This window comes from Pseudomonas sp. G11-1 (assembly GCF_024031555.1).
Lineage (GTDB): Bacteria > Pseudomonadota > Gammaproteobacteria > Pseudomonadales > Pseudomonadaceae > Halopseudomonas > Halopseudomonas bauzanensis.
Genome location: NZ_QEYQ01000001.1, coordinates 511,100 through 527,700, shown reverse-complemented (window position 1 = coordinate 527,700; position 16,601 = coordinate 511,100). Strand labels below are relative to the sequence as shown.

Genomic DNA, 16,601 nt, shown 5'->3' with positions numbered 1-16,601 from the left:
TGAGTGTTTATCACAACGGCCCCGCTCCCATGGACGAAGCGGGGCGCATCATTGCTGCCAGCAATAGCGCCGCAACGGCCAGTATCAAGGGCGCGAACGACACCCAGAGCACCGTGTCCCAGCCATGGGCAGTCAGCAGGCCGCCGGAGGCGAACGAGCCCACGGCCATGGTGCCGAACACGATGAAGTCATTGAGCGCCTGCACGCGGGTTTTCTCTTCCGGTCGGTGACATTCAAGCACCATCGCCGAGGCGCCGATAAAGCCGAAGTTCCAGCCCAGACCCAGCAAGATCAGCATGATCCAGAAGTGCGGAATATCGATACCGGCCAGGCCGATGGCCGCCGAGGCGCCGATCAGGACGAGGCCCGACGTGACAATCCGGCCGGCGCCGAACCGGGTGATGAGCCTGCCGGTGAAAAAACTCGGCGCATACATGGCAATCACATGCCATTGCAGGCCGAGGTTGGCATGTTCCTGGGTGTGCCCGGACATGCGCATGGCCAGCGGTGCGGCGGTCATCAGGAAGTTCATCAGCAGGTAGGAAACGGCGCCGCAGATGACGGCAATGATGAAGCGCCGTTGGCGCACCAGTTCAATGAGCGGACGCCCGCCGGCTATTTCGGCGGCGGTGGGCATGGGCAACCGCACGCCGGCCAGCACCATTGCTGACAGGCCTGCCACCAGCGCCTGGGCGAGGAAGGTGGCGGCGAACATGGGCGGTTCCCACAGATGCATGGTGTAGGTCACCAGCTGCGGCCCGAACACACCGGCCGCCACACCACCGGCCATGACGATGGATAGGGCACGAGGCCGCCATTCGGGTTCGACGCAATCCGCTGCGGCAAAGCGGAAAGACAGCACCACGGCGGCATAGGCGCCGCCAAAGAACGTCGCCAGGCAAAATAGCCAGAAGGACCCCAGCATTACCGCCAGCATGGCCAGCAGACCGGCCAGTACGCCGCAAGCACTGCCGGCAAGAAAGGAGGCGCGACGGCCGTAGCGGCGGGCGATTCTGCCGGTCGGCAGGATGCAGGCAGCCATCCCGACCACGAAGATCGAAATGGGCAACGTCGCCAGCGCCTCGATGGGCGCGAGCGTGGCGCCGATAATGGCTCCCGTCGCATAGATCACCACCGAATTGGCGCCTGCCAGCGCCTGGGCTATCGCTAGCCGCCAGATAGTGTTGCGCTGTTCCTGGCGAGTGCCCAACATCGGTTAGTCTCCTTTCTCGCTTGAGCACTTCATCTGCTCACCATTCGGTGCCGCTACTATAAAGAACTACGGCTTGCCCGGCTCTGGATTATTCGATCGGACCGGCAATGTGCGGCAACAGCGAATCCGGCGCACCGGTCTGCTTGTGCAGCTTGCCGCTCTCATCCAGCCAGACTACCGCCGGTGTGGCGCGCAGACCCAGCTCGGCCATCAGGGTGTGATTGGCATCCAGTTGGGCCTGGATCGGCGCAGGAATCCTGGCCATTGGCGGCACGCCTTCGTCGCTGATGGGACGTATCCGACCATCGCCGGCTTCCATGTGCAGGCGCGCGTGCTCCCCCAACTGCTGCTCCGCGTTCTCGGCGGTCAGCAGGGTGGCAGCCTTGGCGGCGCTGTTCTCGCGAATGATGCCGACCAGTACATGCCGCAGCTGCAGTTTTCCGCTGTCAATCCAGGGCCGGGCATCGACCCATAGCTTGTTGCAATAGGGACAGTTCAGGTCGGTGAAGACATAGGCCACCATGGGCGCGTCTGCTGCGCCATCGGTTATCCAGTTGCTCTGGGCCAGGCGTTCCCAGACATCCGTGGACATATGCGAGCCGACCTGCTGCTCCAGAGCGGTCTGGTTCACGTCGCGGCCTTCGGCGTCCAGGATTCTGCCGAGAATGATATGTTCGCCGTCCGGCGCTTCGTAGACCGCCAGTGGCTGGTCACCGTGATAGCCGGCCCAGGCGGTGAGACCACCCTTGGCCGGGAAGGTCCCGGTGAACTGTACGCCCATATCCCGTAGTTGCTGCAGTGCTGCCGGCTCCGGTGCGGCAGTCAGGGTTGGCGAGGCCAGCAGGCCGACCAGGAGTGCACCGGTCAGCCGGTGATTGATCTTGCCCATGGTTATTTTTCCTCCGATAGAAGTTCTGGTGTCAGGGCGTCCAGCCGTTGGGCCAGGCTGCCGCGCGACAGCTCACCCAGGCGTATGTCTTCCAGATTGCCTTCGGCGTTGAAGAACAGCGTCACCGGCAGCCCGCGTTGTCCCAGCGACTGGCCCATATCGGCCATCCGGTCCAGCAGCACGTTATCCAGGACCAGACCGGTATCGCGCAGGAAGTCCTGTACCGTTGCGCCGTCTTCGCCCTGATTGAGGAAGACGAAATGCATGTCCTCGCGTTCTGCCTGGGCTTGCTCGAACACTGGCATTTCCCGGCGACACGGTGGGCACCATGAGGCCCAGAGGTTGATCACGGTCGGCTTGCCGGCGAAGTCCGGCAGCCTCACGCTGTCGCCATTCAAGGCAGTCACCGGCAGATTGGGCAGTGGTCGGTTGGCGCTGGTGGGCAGTGCATTGAGGGCAATGCTCAGCAACAGGATCAGACTGAAGGTCGAGATGCCCTTGAGCATGGGTTGGCGCAATGCTGGGCGTCGGTGGATGATCAGCAGGGTGCACGCCCAGACGGTGGCCAGGCCCCACCAGGCATTCCAGCCCCCGTCCCGGATATCGAGCAGGCTCAATGGTTCGGCAAGGTAGACGTCGGCGTAGTTGAAAACAAAACCCAGGCGTGCGGCCACCAGGCCACTCGCCAGTGCGAGCCACACCGCCCCCTCGCTGCTGATCCCGAGACGCTTGGCATGCCGCGCGGCGATCCATGACCCCAGCACAGCCGCAATCATTACCAGTAATGCATTCAATGGCAGGGAGAAAGGGCCGATCGGGACGAACAGATTCATTGGGAATATCCTTGAAATTCGGTGATCAGGGCAAGGCTGTCGAGCAGTTTCTGCTCATCGAAGGCTCCTACCAGGCGTGCCTGTCGCTGCTCCTGCCCCTGTGGATTGAAGACCATGACCGTCGGCGGCCCGGCGATCTGGAAGTGGCGCATCAAGGCGCGCTGCTCAGCGCTGTGGTCGGTCACATCGACCTGCAGCAAGGTGATGCCATTGGTGCTCCGTAGCACGCTATCGGCGGTATAGACGTCCCGCTCGATCACCTTGCAGTACACACACCAGTCAGCGGTGAAGTCGACCATGACCGCCTGCCCCTGGGTTTGCGCCAGCTGCAGTCGCTGCTGCAATTGCGGCAGGCTGGTCACCGGCTCGAACTGGAGCGACCCCGCAGGGTCATCGGCTGGTGATGCACTAGGTTGTGCCCAGCTCAGAGGGCGCAGCGGATCCACCGCGCCTGCCGAGGCGCCCAGCAACTGCGCGCCACCCCAGATGCCCAGCGCAACGCCCAGAGTGCGCAACAATAGCATTGATGACGGTCGCCGTGTCGTTGCCTGATGAGCCAGAGATAATCCCAGCGCGAGAAGCAAAACTCCCCATAGCGCCAGCACCAGCGCCGCAGGCAGTACCCGGTCCAGCATCCAGATGCCGGTGGCCAGCAGGGCGAAGCCGAAGGCCCCTTTTACCAGATTCATCCAGGGCCCGGGCCTTGGCAGGTAACGGGCTCCTAGGGTGCCGATCACCATGAGCGGCAGCCCCATTCCCAGGCCCATGCTGAACAGCAGGCCGGTACCCACGCTGACGTCGCCGGTTTGCGCCACATAGAGCAGCACGGCGGCCAACGGTGCGGTCATGCAAGGGCCGACCAGCAGCGCCGAGAGCACACCCAGCAGCGCCGCGCCGATATAAGTGCCACCCTGGGTGCCGCGGCTCAGCTCATCCAGTCGCGTGCGCAGGCCGGAGGGTAACTGCAGGGTGAAAATACCGAACATGGCCAATGCCAGCACCAGGAACAGGCCCCCAAGAGTGCCGATGACCCAGATGTTCTGCAGCATTGCCTGCAATTGCGCGCCCAGCAGTGCTGCAACTGCACCCAGCAACGCGTAGGTGGCGGCCATGGGCAGCACGAAAGCGGTGGTCAGACGCAGCGCTTGGCCAGTCGATACCTGGCGACCCAGAATCAGGCTGGACAGGATTGGCACCATTGGCAGCACGCAGGGAGTGAACGTCAGTGCCACGCCGAGCAGGAAGAACACGGGGAGGGTCAACGGCAGCGAGGAGTTTTGCAGCCAGTCGAATAGCCGGCTTTCACTGGCGCTGGCGAGGGTCGTCAAGGGTTGTGCAGCAGGGGCCATGCTGAGGTTGCCACTGGCAGTGGTAGCTGTCTTGGCGCTGGCAAACTCGATCCGATGCTGCTGAGGCGGATAACACAGGCCACCATCGGCGCAGCCCTGCCAGACAATATCCACTGCGGTGCTGTCACGGGACTGCAATTCCCACTGCACTGCATTGCGCAGTATGCTGGTCTGGCCGAAGGTCATATCCTCGATCATCTCGCCAGCCGGCAACTCGCCGGCCTCCACCGTGCCACCAGCCGTTGGCCTTGCGGCGAACTGGTCGCGGTACAGGTAGTAGCCATCGGCGATATCAAAGTGCAGCAGCAGCCGTCCGGTCTCTGCATCCTGCTCCAGCACCTGCAGGCGGAATGCCTGCTCCGGCGCAAGAAAGTCATCGCCATGGGCCAGGCCGGCCAGCGTCAGTAGCAGTAAAAGGCAGAGTCTGCTGCTCTGCTTCAGCAGTTGTCTTGAACAGCGCATACCCATGCCGCCACTCCATAACCCAGTAGAATGGGGACTGAGCTTGTCGGCGGCAGATTAACCTCAGGTTAAGCCGATTCTTAATGGCGACTTCATTTTCGGGTGCGATCTTCTACCCCTAGCCAACAAAGGTAGTGAATATGCATGTACTGCTGGTCGAGGATAATGCGCTGGTGGCCAGTGGCGTCAGCGCCGGGCTGCGGCTCCACGACTACTCCGTCACCACGGTGCACAGCGCCCGGTCGGCTGACAATGTGCTCAGGTCTACCCACGTCGATCTGGTGATTCTCGATCTCGGCCTGCCGGATGAAGACGGCATTGCATTGCTGCGCCGTTGGCGAGCCGGTGGTCGCGATCTGCCGATCCTTATCCTTTCCGCCCGCGACGCCGTGGCACACAGAATCGCCGGGCTGAGCGATGGAGCGGATGATTACCTGACCAAGCCCTTCGACCTGAATGAGCTGCGCGCCCGCCTGCAGGCACTGCTGCGCCGCGCCAGTGGGCGCACGGCCAGGGAGATCCGCTGGCGGGATATTCGGCTGCTCCCCGAGCAGGGGCAGGCCTGGCGCTCCGGCGATCCGGTTGAGCTGACTCGCCGGGAATTTGCCCTGCTGCAGGTGTTCTTCCAATATCCCCGGCAGATCCTGAGCAACGCCCAGCTCGAAGACAGCATCTATGGTCTGGAGCAGAATGTGGAGAGCAATGCACTCAGCGTCCATATCCATCATCTGCGCCGCAAGTTGGGCCAGGACATCATAGAAACCGTACGTGGGCAGGGCTACCGGCTTGGGTCGGGGGAGGGCGGGGCATGAGCCTCCGGCTGCGGTTATTGCTGGTCATCGGCATCTCGCTCAGCGTCCTGTGGAGCATCATGGCCGGGTGGCTATTCCTGGATATGCGCCGGGAATTGCAATCGGTACTGGATAACCGCCTGCAGGCGTCAGCGCAGATGGTGGCGGGGCTGATCGAACAGATGCCGAGGGATGTGCTGAACATGGAGCCCAGCCAGCCGCAGATCGATATTGCTACCCTGGACGGGTTGGCCTGCGAGGTGAGCATCATGCGCGGGCAGATCACCAGCACGCTGCTGCGCACGCAGGGCGGACCGGTCATTGCCGATGTCGAACCCGGTTTTGGCACCTATGTACGTGATGGTAATGTCTGGCGGGTTTATGTGCTGCAGCAGAGCGGCCTGCGTATTGCCGTGGCAGACCGGATGGGCGTTCGCAGTGCGCTGCTGAGGGATATGGCCCTGTCTGTTGGCTTGCCGTTCGCCTTTGCGCTGATCGGCAGCCTGATCCTGGTGTGGTGGGCAACCACGCAGGGACTGCGCCCCTTCGATCGGGTACGGGCAGCCCTGGCCGGGCGTGATCCTGCCGATCTGACCCCGCTGCCGGCGATCGATGCGCCTGCCGACCTGCAACCGCTGATCGACACCGTGCATGAGTTACTACATCGGGTGGCCGCGGCCATACGCCGGGAAAGACGCTTCACGGATGATGCCGCCCATGAGCTGCGCACGCCGCTCACCGCCGTCCGCACCCATCTGCAAGTAGCGCGGATTGCGCTTTCCAGAGGCAATGATACCCAACTGGTCCGGGATTCCGTGGCCTGCGCCGAGCAGGGGGCTGTGCGGTTGCAGGAAACCCTGGACCAGTTGTTGCTGCTGGCGCGGCTGGACAGCAACCAGCCATCTCCCGAAGCCCAGTCCACTTCTGTTGCCGATGCCGCGCGACAAGCCTTGGCGGAACTGGAGCCCTTGGAGCTGGATGCCGGCTCGCGGGTCAACCTGGTCGAGCCGCCGGGGGTGACGGAGATCGCTGCGGTCATTCCCGCCTCGCTCTTGACCAGCGCGCTGCGCAATCTGCTGGATAACGCGCTGCGCTATTCACCGCAGGGTAGCCCGGTGACGGTCGAGTTGCACCACGAGCCTGATTTGCGGGTCCGCATCCGGGTGCGTGATCAAGGTCCGGGATTGGCGGCAGAGGACATACCCGAAGTGGCTGCGCGCTTCTGGCGGGCCCAGCATGATGGCGCCGGCAGCGGATTGGGGTTGTCCATCGTCCAGTTGATTGCCGAGAAGCACCGGGGCAGCTTTTCCATCAGCAATCATCGCGATGGCGGGTTGGTTGCCGAACTGGTGCTACCGGCGGCCGATGACATCACCTCAGTCCCATAGCCATCCAGAGGTGCATCATGGTCCGGTTAGCGCAGAGCGACCGACCCGCCGTCACTCAGGCGAAGCTCATCACCCGGAGAAGTGCCCCGCATAGGCGGTCAGAAAGGCGCCTTCCTGAAACTGCTTCAGCCCTGTGTCCGCGAAGGGGACGGGCAGGGGATTGGCTGACAGGACACTCTTGATCTGCGTCGGCGAGAGCAGGGTGACCTCGATGTCCGAATCCGCAATCAGCTGGATTGCCGCCTCCAGCTTGAAGCTGATGGCGCCGCCGGCGAACTTGCCCTTCTGCATGCGCTCCTTGATGACCACGCGCTCCACTTTGTAATCCTTCAGAAACTGCACCAGCTCCTTCTGGAATCGCTGCAAGTCGGCGCGAGCGTGCTCCTTCTTCAATGTCAGCTTGCGGATGCGGCTGTCCGGCAGATTGAACAACCCCTGTTCCCCGTTGAGCAAGCACACCACGGCTTCATTGCCGGTCAACTCGATACCACAAATACGCATACTGATTCTCCGTTGCTGATCGCAGCACTCGCTGAATAAAAAACATCGTCATGAACAGCAGCCATTCTCGACTAAAACGCAGGCGGGTGCATCCACGCAACGGATAAGTCGCCCGAAACAGGCATGTTGTCAGCTGTCCGGTCGGCCATAGCTGCGGCTGATGAAGGTCGGCTCGATCAACCCGCGCCGCTTGTTGATCACCAGCGTCAACATAAAGAATAAGTTGCACAGCATATTGCACATGCGCGGCAGCAGCATGGGAACTTCCTTGCCTTCCGCATCGACCCGAACCATGGCGCGGATGGCTTTCTTGCAGGCGGAGCGGGCCAGGTGCAGCTGTGGAATGGGTGGGGTGCCGCGGGGCAGAACGAAACCGCCCAGGCGGTCGGCAACTTCCTCTTTATAGTGGTTCAGGCGTGCCTGCAGCCAGGCCTGATCCTCCTCGCTGACAGCCAGCCGGCCACGGATCGAGCCATTGATATGGAAGGCCAGCGGCTGGACCTGCTCCAGGTCGGCGGCGATGTCCGGCATGTCGTCCGGCAGGTGGGAAATGATGGCGCCGATATGGCCGCACAGCTCATCGGTGATGACTTCGAAGTCGCAGAGCGACGAGCTTTCGTACATGAAGGGATAACACATCTCGTCGAAATTCTTGCCGAACTTGAAGGCCATGGTCACTTACCTGGGGATAATGATGGGTGGGTCGCTATCCAGATCGATATGCGCATCGACCTGGAACGCCTGCTGCAGATGCTGGCCGGTCAGTACCTCGGCAGGTGTGCCGATAGCAAGCAGTTGACCTTCATGGAGCAGGCACAGGCGATCACAGTAACGGGCGGCCAGTGACAGGTCGTGGATCGACAGCATCACCCCACGCCCGCTCTGGGCATAGCGGCGCAGCAGACGCAGTACGTTCTGCTGCTGGAACAGGTCAAGACTGGCCACTGGCTCATCGGCCAGCAGCACCCGCGGTTGGCCGGCCAGCACACGGGCCAGCCAGACCCTGGCCTGTTGCCCGCCGGAGAGCTGATCGATCTGGCGATCCAGCCAGTCTTGCACCTGGGCGGCGGCAGCGGCCTGGGCGATGGCCTCGGCATTGGTATCGCCCCAGGGCAACCGCCCGAGACTGATCACATCGCGCACCGACAATGCCCAGGCGCTGTGACTGCTCTGCGGCAGGAAGCCCAATTGCTGCGCTCGCTGGCGCTCGGCAATCGAGGCCAGCGGCGTACCTGCCAGCCGAATATTGCCCTGATACGGCTGGATGCCCGCCAGGCAATGCAGCAGGGTGGATTTGCCTGCGCCGTTGGCGCCAATGATGCCGAGCATTTCCCCGGCCACCAGGTTCAGGTTGATGTTCACCAGGCGCTGGCCGACGCTCAGGTGGCGGGTATCGATCAGATCCACCGTTTACGCTCCTTCCATACCAGCCAGATGAACAGTGGCGCACCGAGCAGCGAGGTCAGCACACCCAGCTTGAGTTCCTGGCCCGGTGGCAACAGGCGCACGCCGATATCCGCCAGGCAGACCAGAATGGCACCGGCCAGCGCCGCCGGGATCAACAGCCGCTCCGGGCGATGCTGTACCAATGGGCGCAGCAGATGTGGCACCAGCAAACCGACAAAACCGATACTGCCGGCCACCGCCACCGAGCTGCCGACCAGCATGGCGGCACCGAGCACGATCATGATGCTGCCATTGCGGTAATTCAGTCCCATGCTGCGGGCTACCTGATCGCCCAGGCTCAGACCGCTGAGCAGTCGGCGTTGGCTGATAATCAGCGCGCTACCTATCAGCAACGCCGGCAGCAGCAGCCATAAATGCTCCAGCCCACGCTCGGAAACCGAGCCGAGCAGCCAGAACACCAATTCCTGCATGGCGTAGGGGTTGGGCGCGAAGTTCAATACGGTAGCCAGCGCCGCACCGCACAGCGTGGAAATCGCCAGCCCGGCCATGATCACCATATGCGAGCGGGCCGAGCCGGCCAGGGCCAGCATCAACAGCAACGCGATGGCCGCGCCGATCAGGCCGGCTACACCTGGCGCGGCAGCGCCCAGGCCGGGAAACAGGCCGAAGTAGAATACGCTGGCCGCGCCCAATGCTGCGCCCTGGCTGGCACCGGTCAGACTGGGCTCGGCCAGTGGGTTGCGCAGCAGTCCCTGTAGCGCTGCACCACTCAGGCCCAGTGCGGCGCCCACCGCCAGTGCAATCAGCGTGCGTGGCAAGCGAACCTCACCGATGACAATGGCGTCCAGGCTGCTTTGGCCGGTAAGGAAGTCGGCCAACCCTGCCAGTACGGCCACCGAGGTTGAGCCGACTGACAAGGAGGCCAGCGCCGTCACCAGCAACAACGCCAGCAGGGCGGGAGTGATCAGTCGAGCCATTGATTGAGTTGCCTTATCAGGTCCCAGGTCCAGGGGCCGGGACATTGCCAGCGCCAGTAGTCGGTGGTGAGCCAGCCGTCAGCCGGGATGCTGCGGCGCAGCACCGGATGTTCGGCAAAGCGGTTGGCCAGCGCCTGGTGTTCGGGGGCCGCGAACAGAATGGCGTCCGGCGGATCGCTGGCGATCTGTTCCAGATCCAGTTGCACATGCCCCGAGTCGGTCAGATAGTTGCGCCAGCCGGCCTGTTCGATGATTTGATGCTCGAAGGTATCACGGCCAGTACCGATACCGTTGGAACCGAGCAGCAACAGGCGTTTGGCGTCGGGCTGTGGCGTGTGGCGAACGGGTGCCGGTTGCGCGAGGTCAGGGTTGCGACCGATCAGCTCCAGCAATTGGCGCTCATAGGATTCCACCTGCCCCAGCGTAGTGGGTAATGGCAGTATCTCCACTCGATAATTCAGGGTTCGCATACGCTCGCGCAGCAGCAGGGCGCTGTACTGGCCGGCCAACACCAGGTCGGGCTGCAGACTTACCACCTGTTCCAACGAGCCGTCATGGGCAGGCCAGCCAGCGTCGATCCAGTGGATCGGGTAGCGCAGATGCATAGGCGACAGTGCAGCCACCCGGGCCGGATCGGCGTGATGAGCCAATGCCCAGTCCATGCATAGATCGAGGGAGACGATGCGTTGGGGTGATTCAGGCGTCGCTGCCAATGCAGGCAAGCCAACTGGCAGCAGGATCGCTGCCAGGCAGAGCACCCACCGGCGCAGCCGCCCCCCTGCCCGAGCGGTGAGGGCCGAGGCAAAGGAGCAGCGTTCAGCATGCAGCTGATGGCGGGGGTGTGTAGTCATTCCATTCAGAGGTCAGGGGTCCAGGTGACTCCAAGCATAGCGGTGAAGGGCAACTCCCGGTAACCGTAACCCTGTCCGGCATGGGTATACATCAAGCGGCTATAGTCCTTGTCCATTACGTTGGCAAGCTTCATGTCGAAGGCCACTTTGCTGCTGGCCTGCCAGCTGGCGCGCAGATCCAGTACGCCGTACCCGGACAGCTCGGTGGTGTTGTCACCGTTGCCGTAACTGCTGCTGACGGCGGTAAAGCTGGCGCCCACACCGATATCGCCGAACTGGCGATCCAGATTCAGGTTCAGGGTACGTCGGGCGCGGTTGGGCAAGGTGTGGCCATTTTCACGGCTGCGTGGATCGATGATGCTGATACCCAGATCACCCTGCCAGCCGAAGAGTTCCTGCTTCAGAGTGGCTTCGAAGCCATTGACGCGGGCGCGATTGATGTTGTCCACGGTGCTGAAATCGCTGGTGGTAACGATCAGGTCACGGAAGTCGGTGCGGTACAGCGAGGCTTCCAACTGGGTAGTCGGGGCAAGCTGGCTGCGCCATTGCAATTCATAGCTGCGGGATTTCTCCGGTTTCAGTTCGGGGTTGCCACCATAGAAACCATCGAAGGGCCAATAGAGATCGGCAAAGGTCGGTACCCGGAAGCCTTCGGCGTAGGACAGAATCAACTGGTTATCCGGATCAAGCCGGTAGCTCAACGCACCGTTGAAGGTATTTTCGTTGCCGAACTGCTGGTTGTCGTCATGCCGCATGCCCAGTTCGGTACCGAAGCGCGCTCCCTGGAAGCTGTGCTGGGCGAATACCGCTTTGTTGTCCCGGTTGCTGACCTGGAAATCATTGCTGCTGCGTACCTTGTCATTCAGGTAGTCAGCGCCCAGACGCAGACTGTGTCCATTGCCCAGGGTCAGGGTGTTGAGCCAGTTCAGCGAATCGCGATAACTGTTATTCACCGTGCTGCCGGGAAACAGTTTGTCGAAGTTCTCCTGCTTGTCCTCGCTGTGGCCCAGTTCGATACGGCTGCGCCAGATATCATTGATACGCCCATCCAACCAAAGCGTGCTGGTGCTGATGATGTACTCGTCATAGGGAGCAGCTGGAGCGCCCCAGTTACCGAACGGGTTATCAAACTCGGTCTTGCCACGCTGATCCAGTACGGTGAACCCACCTTCAAATGCATCGGTGAACTGGTGACTCAGGCTCAGCGCCAAGGAGCGGTTGCGGTAACCATCATCATCCGCGTCACTGGCGAAAGAAGTGCGGGTGCGATCGATACCGGCAGTTTCCTCTAACCCGGCGGATAAATTGAAGCGCGTGCGCTCGTTGCCGCCGGAGAGACCAAGGTTGCGCTCCCAGGTACTGTCACTGCCACCGGCGATGCGCGCGTAGGGGCGCAGGCCTTCGCCCTCGCTTCGGCGGGTGAAGATCTGGATAACCCCGCCCATGGCGTCCGCGCCATGAATCGCTGAGCGCGAGCCGCGCAGCACCTCTATACGCTCGATCTGGTCGACACTGAGAAACTGCAGGGCGGCTCCGCCCATGGTGGCTGAACCGGCCCGCACACCGTCGATCAGCACCAGGGTCTGGCTGGTATTGGTGCCACGGATATACAGGCCGTAGGTCGCGCCGCGGCCCCCGTAGTTGGCGACCTGCACGCCCGGTACCTGGGTCAGCAGGTGCGGCACGCTGGCCGGGCGCAGCCGTTCGATATCTGCACGGGTGAACACCGTACTGGCGGCGCTGCTGTCGCTGCGCTGTTCCACATCGCGGTTGGCGGTGATCAGGGTGTCGGAGAGTTTCAGCGCTTGTTCATGGGAAGCAGGCTGGGCAGCCAGTGTCAGGCTCGGGGCCAGGGCGACAGCAAGGGCAAGACGGGACAGTTTCATTATGAATCCTCAAAAGGTCGGATGACTTTCGAGGAGGGCAGATAAGCAAGTGCGGACGGGGCAGATAACAGACAAACCGGCACGGCACTTGACGGTGATGCCCTCCGCAACACCAGTCGATATTGCATGCGGGCCGGCCTCCGGACTCTCGACGCCCATCCGCTCACCTTCCCATGCCGTGGCACAGTGGTCTTGAGCGGACGCCGATCCATGATCGGGGTCGATTACCGTTGCGGGGGCAGTGCCGGGATTGCTCGACCTGAGCGAGCGCACCGGCTTTCCGTTTCATGCCTGATATCAGGCACACCTGCATGAATAGCGGCGCATCTTATGCCCCTGATCGGGGAAACACAAGCGACCGGATGGCACAGGGCTAGCTGCGGCTGGAGTGCGCCGGGCGGGCAGGGCATACTGCCCGTATCTTCGCCATCGTTGTTGGCCGCCGAGCATGCTGTTATCCGATACCGTCCCTTTTGCCGAGACCACCGTTGCGCAGCTGCGTGATTACACCGAGTGGCACCGTGGCCGCAGCCGCTATGCGATCTGGATGATCCCGATCAACTGTCCCCGGGCGCTGGCCCATATCGACCAGCTCACGGCCTCGCTGGCGGACCTGTTGCATCCCAGCCGGCGGCAGCCGCATATCACCTTGTTTGTCTGTGGTTTCGAAGGACAAAGTGTCAGGTACGACGACGATTTCACGTCAGCGCAGCTGCAGCGCCAACTGACGGGCCTCGACCGGTTGGCATTGCCGCCCTGCGAGCTACGCATAGGCGCGCCGGATAGCTTTGCCAGCGCAGCCTTTCTCACAGTGGACGACCCGCAGGGCCACTTGTCGCGCTGGCGCGAGGCGCTGGGCGCAGGCTGTAGTGAAATTCGGCAGACTAGCTACGTGCCGCACATCACCCTGGGGTTATATCGCCGAGCGATCAGTGCCACAGAGCTGCGCCAGCGGTTGCAATCATTGGTGATACCGGACACCTTACCGCTAGCGGTGGAATGCCTGGAGTATGCGACTTACAGCAGCCGTGACATGTTGGGGCCGCTGGAATGCCAATGGCGGGTAGCTGTCAGCAATAAGGAGGCCAATAGTCCATGAAATACCCTTTTGGCCTTGCCTGCCGCTTTGATTGATCCTTGACTGTTATCACCGGACCAGAAAATAAAAGGAGCAGCAGATGAGAACCGTGGCCCAGGTTATCCAGACCAAGCAGATCCAGCAGGTGCATACCATCGGGGCGGATGAGACGATGCTCAGGGCCTTGCAGTTGATGGCCGAGCATAATATCGGCGCGCTGCCGGTCACCGAGGGCGGTCAGGTGATAGGCGTGATAAGTGAGCGCGACTACTCTCGTAAATGTGTGCTCAAGGGGCGGGCGTCGGTGGGCACCATGGTACGCGAAATCATGAGCAGCCCGGTGACGACCGTGACACCGAAGCAGAGCGTGTCCGAATGCCTCTCGCTGATCACTGACCTTCACCTGCGCCACCTCCCGGTGGTGGAAGATGGGCGACTGGTGGGGCTGGTGTCGATCGGTGACCTGGTCAAGGAGACCATCGCCGAGCAGCAGGAGCTGATCCAGCAGCTGGAGCAGTACATCCGCGGCGAGGTGTAGCGGCCCGACTGGCGCGTCCCGTTTCGGGGCCGCGGCTGCGCGGTGGGCCCGAACCTCCCGATGGGGTGACGGGCCGAACAGCTATACTGCGGATTTAAACGCCAGGGGGCTGTGTTGTGAAAAAGAACGTCGTGATATTCAATCGTCTTGCTCAGGATCTGATCGAGCGTCTGGCAGCCAACTTCAATGTCGTTCAATTGAGTGCAGCCAGCGAGCTGGCGGATGCGCTGGCTGCCGGTCCGGTACACGGCCTGATTGGTGCCGGCTGGCAGCTTGGCCGCCCACAGCTTGCTGCGGCTTCAGGCTTGGAGGTGGTTTCCAGTATTTCGGTCGGGTATGACAACTACGACCTGGATTATCTGAATGAGCGCGGCGTTCTGCTGACCAACACTCCCGATGTATTGACCGAGACCACTGCCGACCTGGGGATGACACTGATGCTGACGGCTGCGCGGCGGATCGTCGAACTGGACGGTTGGATGCGCGAGGGTAACTGGCGGGGCGGGCTGGGGCCGGAGTATTTTGGTTGCGATGTGCATGGCAAGACGCTGGGCATTATCGGCCTGGGCAATATCGGCGCGGCGATTGCCCGGCGCGGCCATTTCGGTTTCGGCATGCCGGTGCTGTACACCAGCAATAGCCGCAAACCGGAGCTGGAGCAGGAGTTGGGCGCTGAGTTTCGCGACCTTGATGACCTGCTCGGCGAGGCCGATTTTGTCTGTGTCGTCGTTCCGCTCAGCGAGCGTACCCGCAAGCTGATCGGCCAACGTGAACTGGCGCTGATGAAGTCCAGCGCCATTCTGGTCAACATCGCCCGCGGCCCGGTGGTTGACGAGGCAGCCCTGGTCGAAGCGCTGCGCGACGGACAGATCCGTGCCGCCGGGCTCGATGTCTACGAGCAGGAGCCGCTGTCCGAGTCACCGCTGTTCGCGCTGCCCAACCTGGTCTGCGTACCGCATATTGGCTCGGCCACACATGAGACGCGTCGGGTCATGGCGGAGCTGGCGGTGCAGAATCTGGAACGGGCGCTGCTCGGGCAGACGCCCCGGCATATGGTCAACCCGCAGGTGCGAACAGGCTGATCAGACCGAGCCGTTCAGGGCTCTGCCCGCGCAACGGCGCCAAGCCAGATGCCGGCGGCGGCGACCAGCCCCAGCGCCAGGCAGGACAGTACGTCATACCAGCCATCCCCCAGCAGGGCGACGATCAGCCCGGCGGCGCTGACTGTGCCGAACAATACGGGCCAGCGCCAGATTTGCATTGCCGAGTTGCCGGTGCCTTTCATGGCTGTAGCCTCGCGTCGGTCGAAGACTGGTTGGTGCGGGCCAGAGCGGACGCACCGGCTTTTCGCCTGCCGCGTTTGGCAAGCCATAGATAGAGTCCGCTGGCCAGCACGATGATGGTCAGCACATCCAGCACCGCCCAGATGATCTGCAACGCCTTGCCGCCGTAATCACCGAAGTGCAGCGGCCGGGATAACTGCAGCGCGTTGAAATACCAGGGCAGAGGCCGGCTGTCGGTCACCTGGGCAGTGCTGGCATCGACCAGCACCGGTTGCGACAGGTGGGCGGTCAATGCCTGATTGCCATGCATGAAGACGCCGTAGTGATGCGGGCTGGAGAAGCTGGTGCCGGGAAAGGCGACGAATTGGATCTGCATGTCCGGCAGATAGGCGCGGGCGGATTGCACAGCCGCTTCCAGTGAACCGCGTTCCTGCGGCGGCTGGCCGTGGTAGGGCGCCAGCATGGTGCTGAGCTGGTCGTTCTGCCAGGCCTTGACGATCAGATCGGCCCAGGCGTTGAGCACCCCGGTAGCGCCGACCACCAGAAACCATACCAGCGTAACGATGCCCAGCAGGTTGTGCAGGTCCAGCCATTTGAGTCGCTTGGTGCGCTGGCGCCGGACCTCACCGAAAGCCAGTTTCTGCATGAAGGGGGCATAGAGTACCGCGCCGGATATCAGCGAGATCAGCAGCAAGACGCCCATCAGGCCGAGAAACAACATCCCCGGCAGGCCGGCGAACAGGTCGATGTGCAGAGAATTGACGATATACATGAAGCCGCTTTCCAGCTGCGGCTCGCCGAGGATCTCGCCGGTGCGGGCGTCAATGGCCACCTGATGCAGGCCGCTGGTGGACGTCGGCGTGTCGGCCATGGTCAGGTACCAGACCCTGTCGTCATCGGGCTCGCGGGAAATGAACATGCCGCCCTGGCTGGGATGGCGTGCCTCGCCGATCTGCAGTATCCGATCCAGGCTGATATGCGGTGTATCCGCCGGCATCTCGGGCGCCTCGATTTCGGTGCCCAGCAGATGGCCAATTTCATGATGGAAGATCAGCGGCAGGCCGGTCAGACACAGCAACAGCATGAACAGCATGCAGACGAGGCTGGTCCAGGTATGCAGCCAGGACCAGACTTTCATGGATCGGACAGACATCA

At 62.4% G+C, this 16,601-nt stretch carries 17 protein-coding genes and 1 riboswitch; of the genes, 5 read left to right on the top strand and 12 right to left on the bottom strand.

Going from position 1 to position 16,601, the window contains the following annotated elements:
* Positions 1 to 10: 10 nt before the first annotated feature.
* From DHB74_RS02495 to dsbD, 4 genes are all read right to left on the bottom strand, one after another.
* The gene (locus DHB74_RS02495; protein WP_036988555.1) at positions 11 to 1,213 is read right to left on the bottom strand and encodes an MFS transporter; all 1,203 of its coding nucleotides are present in this window, start codon (positions 1,211 to 1,213) and stop codon (positions 11 to 13) included.
* An 88-nt stretch (positions 1,214 to 1,301) separates the two neighbouring features.
* Positions 1,302 to 2,102: a thiol:disulfide interchange protein DsbG gene (gene dsbG / locus DHB74_RS02490; protein WP_280164536.1), complete on the bottom strand. Its 801-nt coding sequence runs from the start codon at positions 2,100 to 2,102 to the stop codon at positions 1,302 to 1,304.
* A 2-nt stretch (positions 2,103 to 2,104) separates the two neighbouring features.
* Positions 2,105 to 2,935 carry a prolipoprotein diacylglyceryl transferase family protein gene (locus tag DHB74_RS02485; protein WP_280164535.1) on the bottom strand — a complete coding sequence of 277 codons (831 nt, stop codon included), beginning with the start codon at positions 2,933 to 2,935 and terminating at the stop codon, positions 2,105 to 2,107.
* Positions 2,932 to 4,752 carry a protein-disulfide reductase DsbD gene (gene dsbD / locus DHB74_RS02480; RefSeq protein ID WP_499160683.1) on the bottom strand — a complete coding sequence of 607 codons (1,821 nt, stop codon included), beginning with the start codon at positions 4,750 to 4,752 and terminating at the stop codon, positions 2,932 to 2,934. Before dsbD ends, DHB74_RS02485 begins: the two co-directional genes overlap by 4 nt.
* A gap of 134 nt (positions 4,753 to 4,886) precedes the next feature.
* Between dsbD and DHB74_RS02475 the strand changes: the two genes are divergently transcribed.
* Positions 4,887 to 5,558: a response regulator gene (locus DHB74_RS02475; protein ID WP_499160682.1), complete on the top strand. Its 672-nt coding sequence runs from the start codon at positions 4,887 to 4,889 to the stop codon at positions 5,556 to 5,558.
* Positions 5,555 to 6,925: an ATP-binding protein gene (locus DHB74_RS02470; protein WP_499160681.1), complete on the top strand. Its 1,371-nt coding sequence runs from the start codon at positions 5,555 to 5,557 to the stop codon at positions 6,923 to 6,925. The genes DHB74_RS02475 and DHB74_RS02470 overlap by 4 nt, the downstream gene beginning before the upstream one ends.
* 69 nt (positions 6,926 to 6,994) lie before the next feature.
* On the opposite strand, the gene DHB74_RS02465 is transcribed toward DHB74_RS02470, so the two are convergent.
* From DHB74_RS02465 to DHB74_RS02440, 6 genes are all read right to left on the bottom strand, one after another.
* Positions 6,995 to 7,426, bottom strand: a complete 432-nt coding sequence (locus DHB74_RS02465; protein WP_499160680.1) for a DUF3010 family protein — start codon at positions 7,424 to 7,426, stop codon at positions 6,995 to 6,997.
* 129 nt (positions 7,427 to 7,555) lie between these two features.
* Positions 7,556 to 8,098, bottom strand: coding sequence for an ATP:cob(I)alamin adenosyltransferase (locus DHB74_RS02460; RefSeq protein WP_499160679.1), 543 nt, complete (start codon positions 8,096 to 8,098; stop codon positions 7,556 to 7,558).
* A 6-nt stretch (positions 8,099 to 8,104) separates the two neighbouring features.
* Complete coding sequence (locus DHB74_RS02455) at positions 8,105 to 8,833, bottom strand: ABC transporter ATP-binding protein (protein ID WP_136868941.1); 729 nt, start codon at positions 8,831 to 8,833, stop codon at positions 8,105 to 8,107.
* Positions 8,824 to 9,810 (bottom strand): FecCD family ABC transporter permease, encoded by a 987-nt coding sequence (locus DHB74_RS02450; protein WP_136868942.1) that lies wholly within the window; start codon positions 9,808 to 9,810, stop codon positions 8,824 to 8,826. Before DHB74_RS02450 ends, DHB74_RS02455 begins: the two co-directional genes overlap by 10 nt.
* Positions 9,798 to 10,661 carry an ABC transporter substrate-binding protein gene (locus DHB74_RS02445; RefSeq protein ID WP_235833881.1) on the bottom strand — a complete coding sequence of 288 codons (864 nt, stop codon included), beginning with the start codon at positions 10,659 to 10,661 and terminating at the stop codon, positions 9,798 to 9,800. The genes DHB74_RS02450 and DHB74_RS02445 overlap by 13 nt, the downstream gene beginning before the upstream one ends.
* A gap of 5 nt (positions 10,662 to 10,666) precedes the next feature.
* Complete coding sequence (locus DHB74_RS02440) at positions 10,667 to 12,547, bottom strand: TonB-dependent receptor domain-containing protein (protein ID WP_499160678.1); 1,881 nt, start codon at positions 12,545 to 12,547, stop codon at positions 10,667 to 10,669.
* 114 nt (positions 12,548 to 12,661) lie between these two features.
* Positions 12,662 to 12,873: riboswitch (cobalamin riboswitch) on the bottom strand.
* A gap of 122 nt (positions 12,874 to 12,995) precedes the next feature.
* Between DHB74_RS02440 and DHB74_RS02435 the strand changes: the two genes are divergently transcribed.
* The 3 genes from DHB74_RS02435 to DHB74_RS02425 all read left to right on the top strand — a co-directional run bounded on the left by DHB74_RS02435 (position 12,996) and on the right by DHB74_RS02425 (position 15,245).
* Positions 12,996 to 13,646 (top strand): 2'-5' RNA ligase family protein, encoded by a 651-nt coding sequence (locus DHB74_RS02435; protein WP_499160677.1) that lies wholly within the window; start codon positions 12,996 to 12,998, stop codon positions 13,644 to 13,646.
* Positions 13,647 to 13,725: 79 nt separating this feature from the next.
* Positions 13,726 to 14,163 carry a CBS domain-containing protein gene (locus DHB74_RS02430; protein ID WP_036988565.1) on the top strand — a complete coding sequence of 146 codons (438 nt, stop codon included), beginning with the start codon at positions 13,726 to 13,728 and terminating at the stop codon, positions 14,161 to 14,163.
* A 116-nt stretch (positions 14,164 to 14,279) separates the two neighbouring features.
* The gene (locus DHB74_RS02425) at positions 14,280 to 15,245 is read left to right on the top strand and encodes a 2-hydroxyacid dehydrogenase (protein ID WP_036988566.1); all 966 of its coding nucleotides are present in this window, start codon (positions 14,280 to 14,282) and stop codon (positions 15,243 to 15,245) included.
* A gap of 14 nt (positions 15,246 to 15,259) precedes the next feature.
* On the opposite strand, the gene DHB74_RS02420 is transcribed toward DHB74_RS02425, so the two are convergent.
* Positions 15,260 to 15,448: a hypothetical protein gene (locus DHB74_RS02420; protein WP_074777902.1), complete on the bottom strand. Its 189-nt coding sequence runs from the start codon at positions 15,446 to 15,448 to the stop codon at positions 15,260 to 15,262.
* The gene (locus tag DHB74_RS02415) at positions 15,445 to 16,599 is read right to left on the bottom strand and encodes a PepSY-associated TM helix domain-containing protein (protein ID WP_036988568.1); all 1,155 of its coding nucleotides are present in this window, start codon (positions 16,597 to 16,599) and stop codon (positions 15,445 to 15,447) included. Before DHB74_RS02415 ends, DHB74_RS02420 begins: the two co-directional genes overlap by 4 nt.
* Between the last annotated feature and the right edge of the window lie 2 nt (positions 16,600 to 16,601).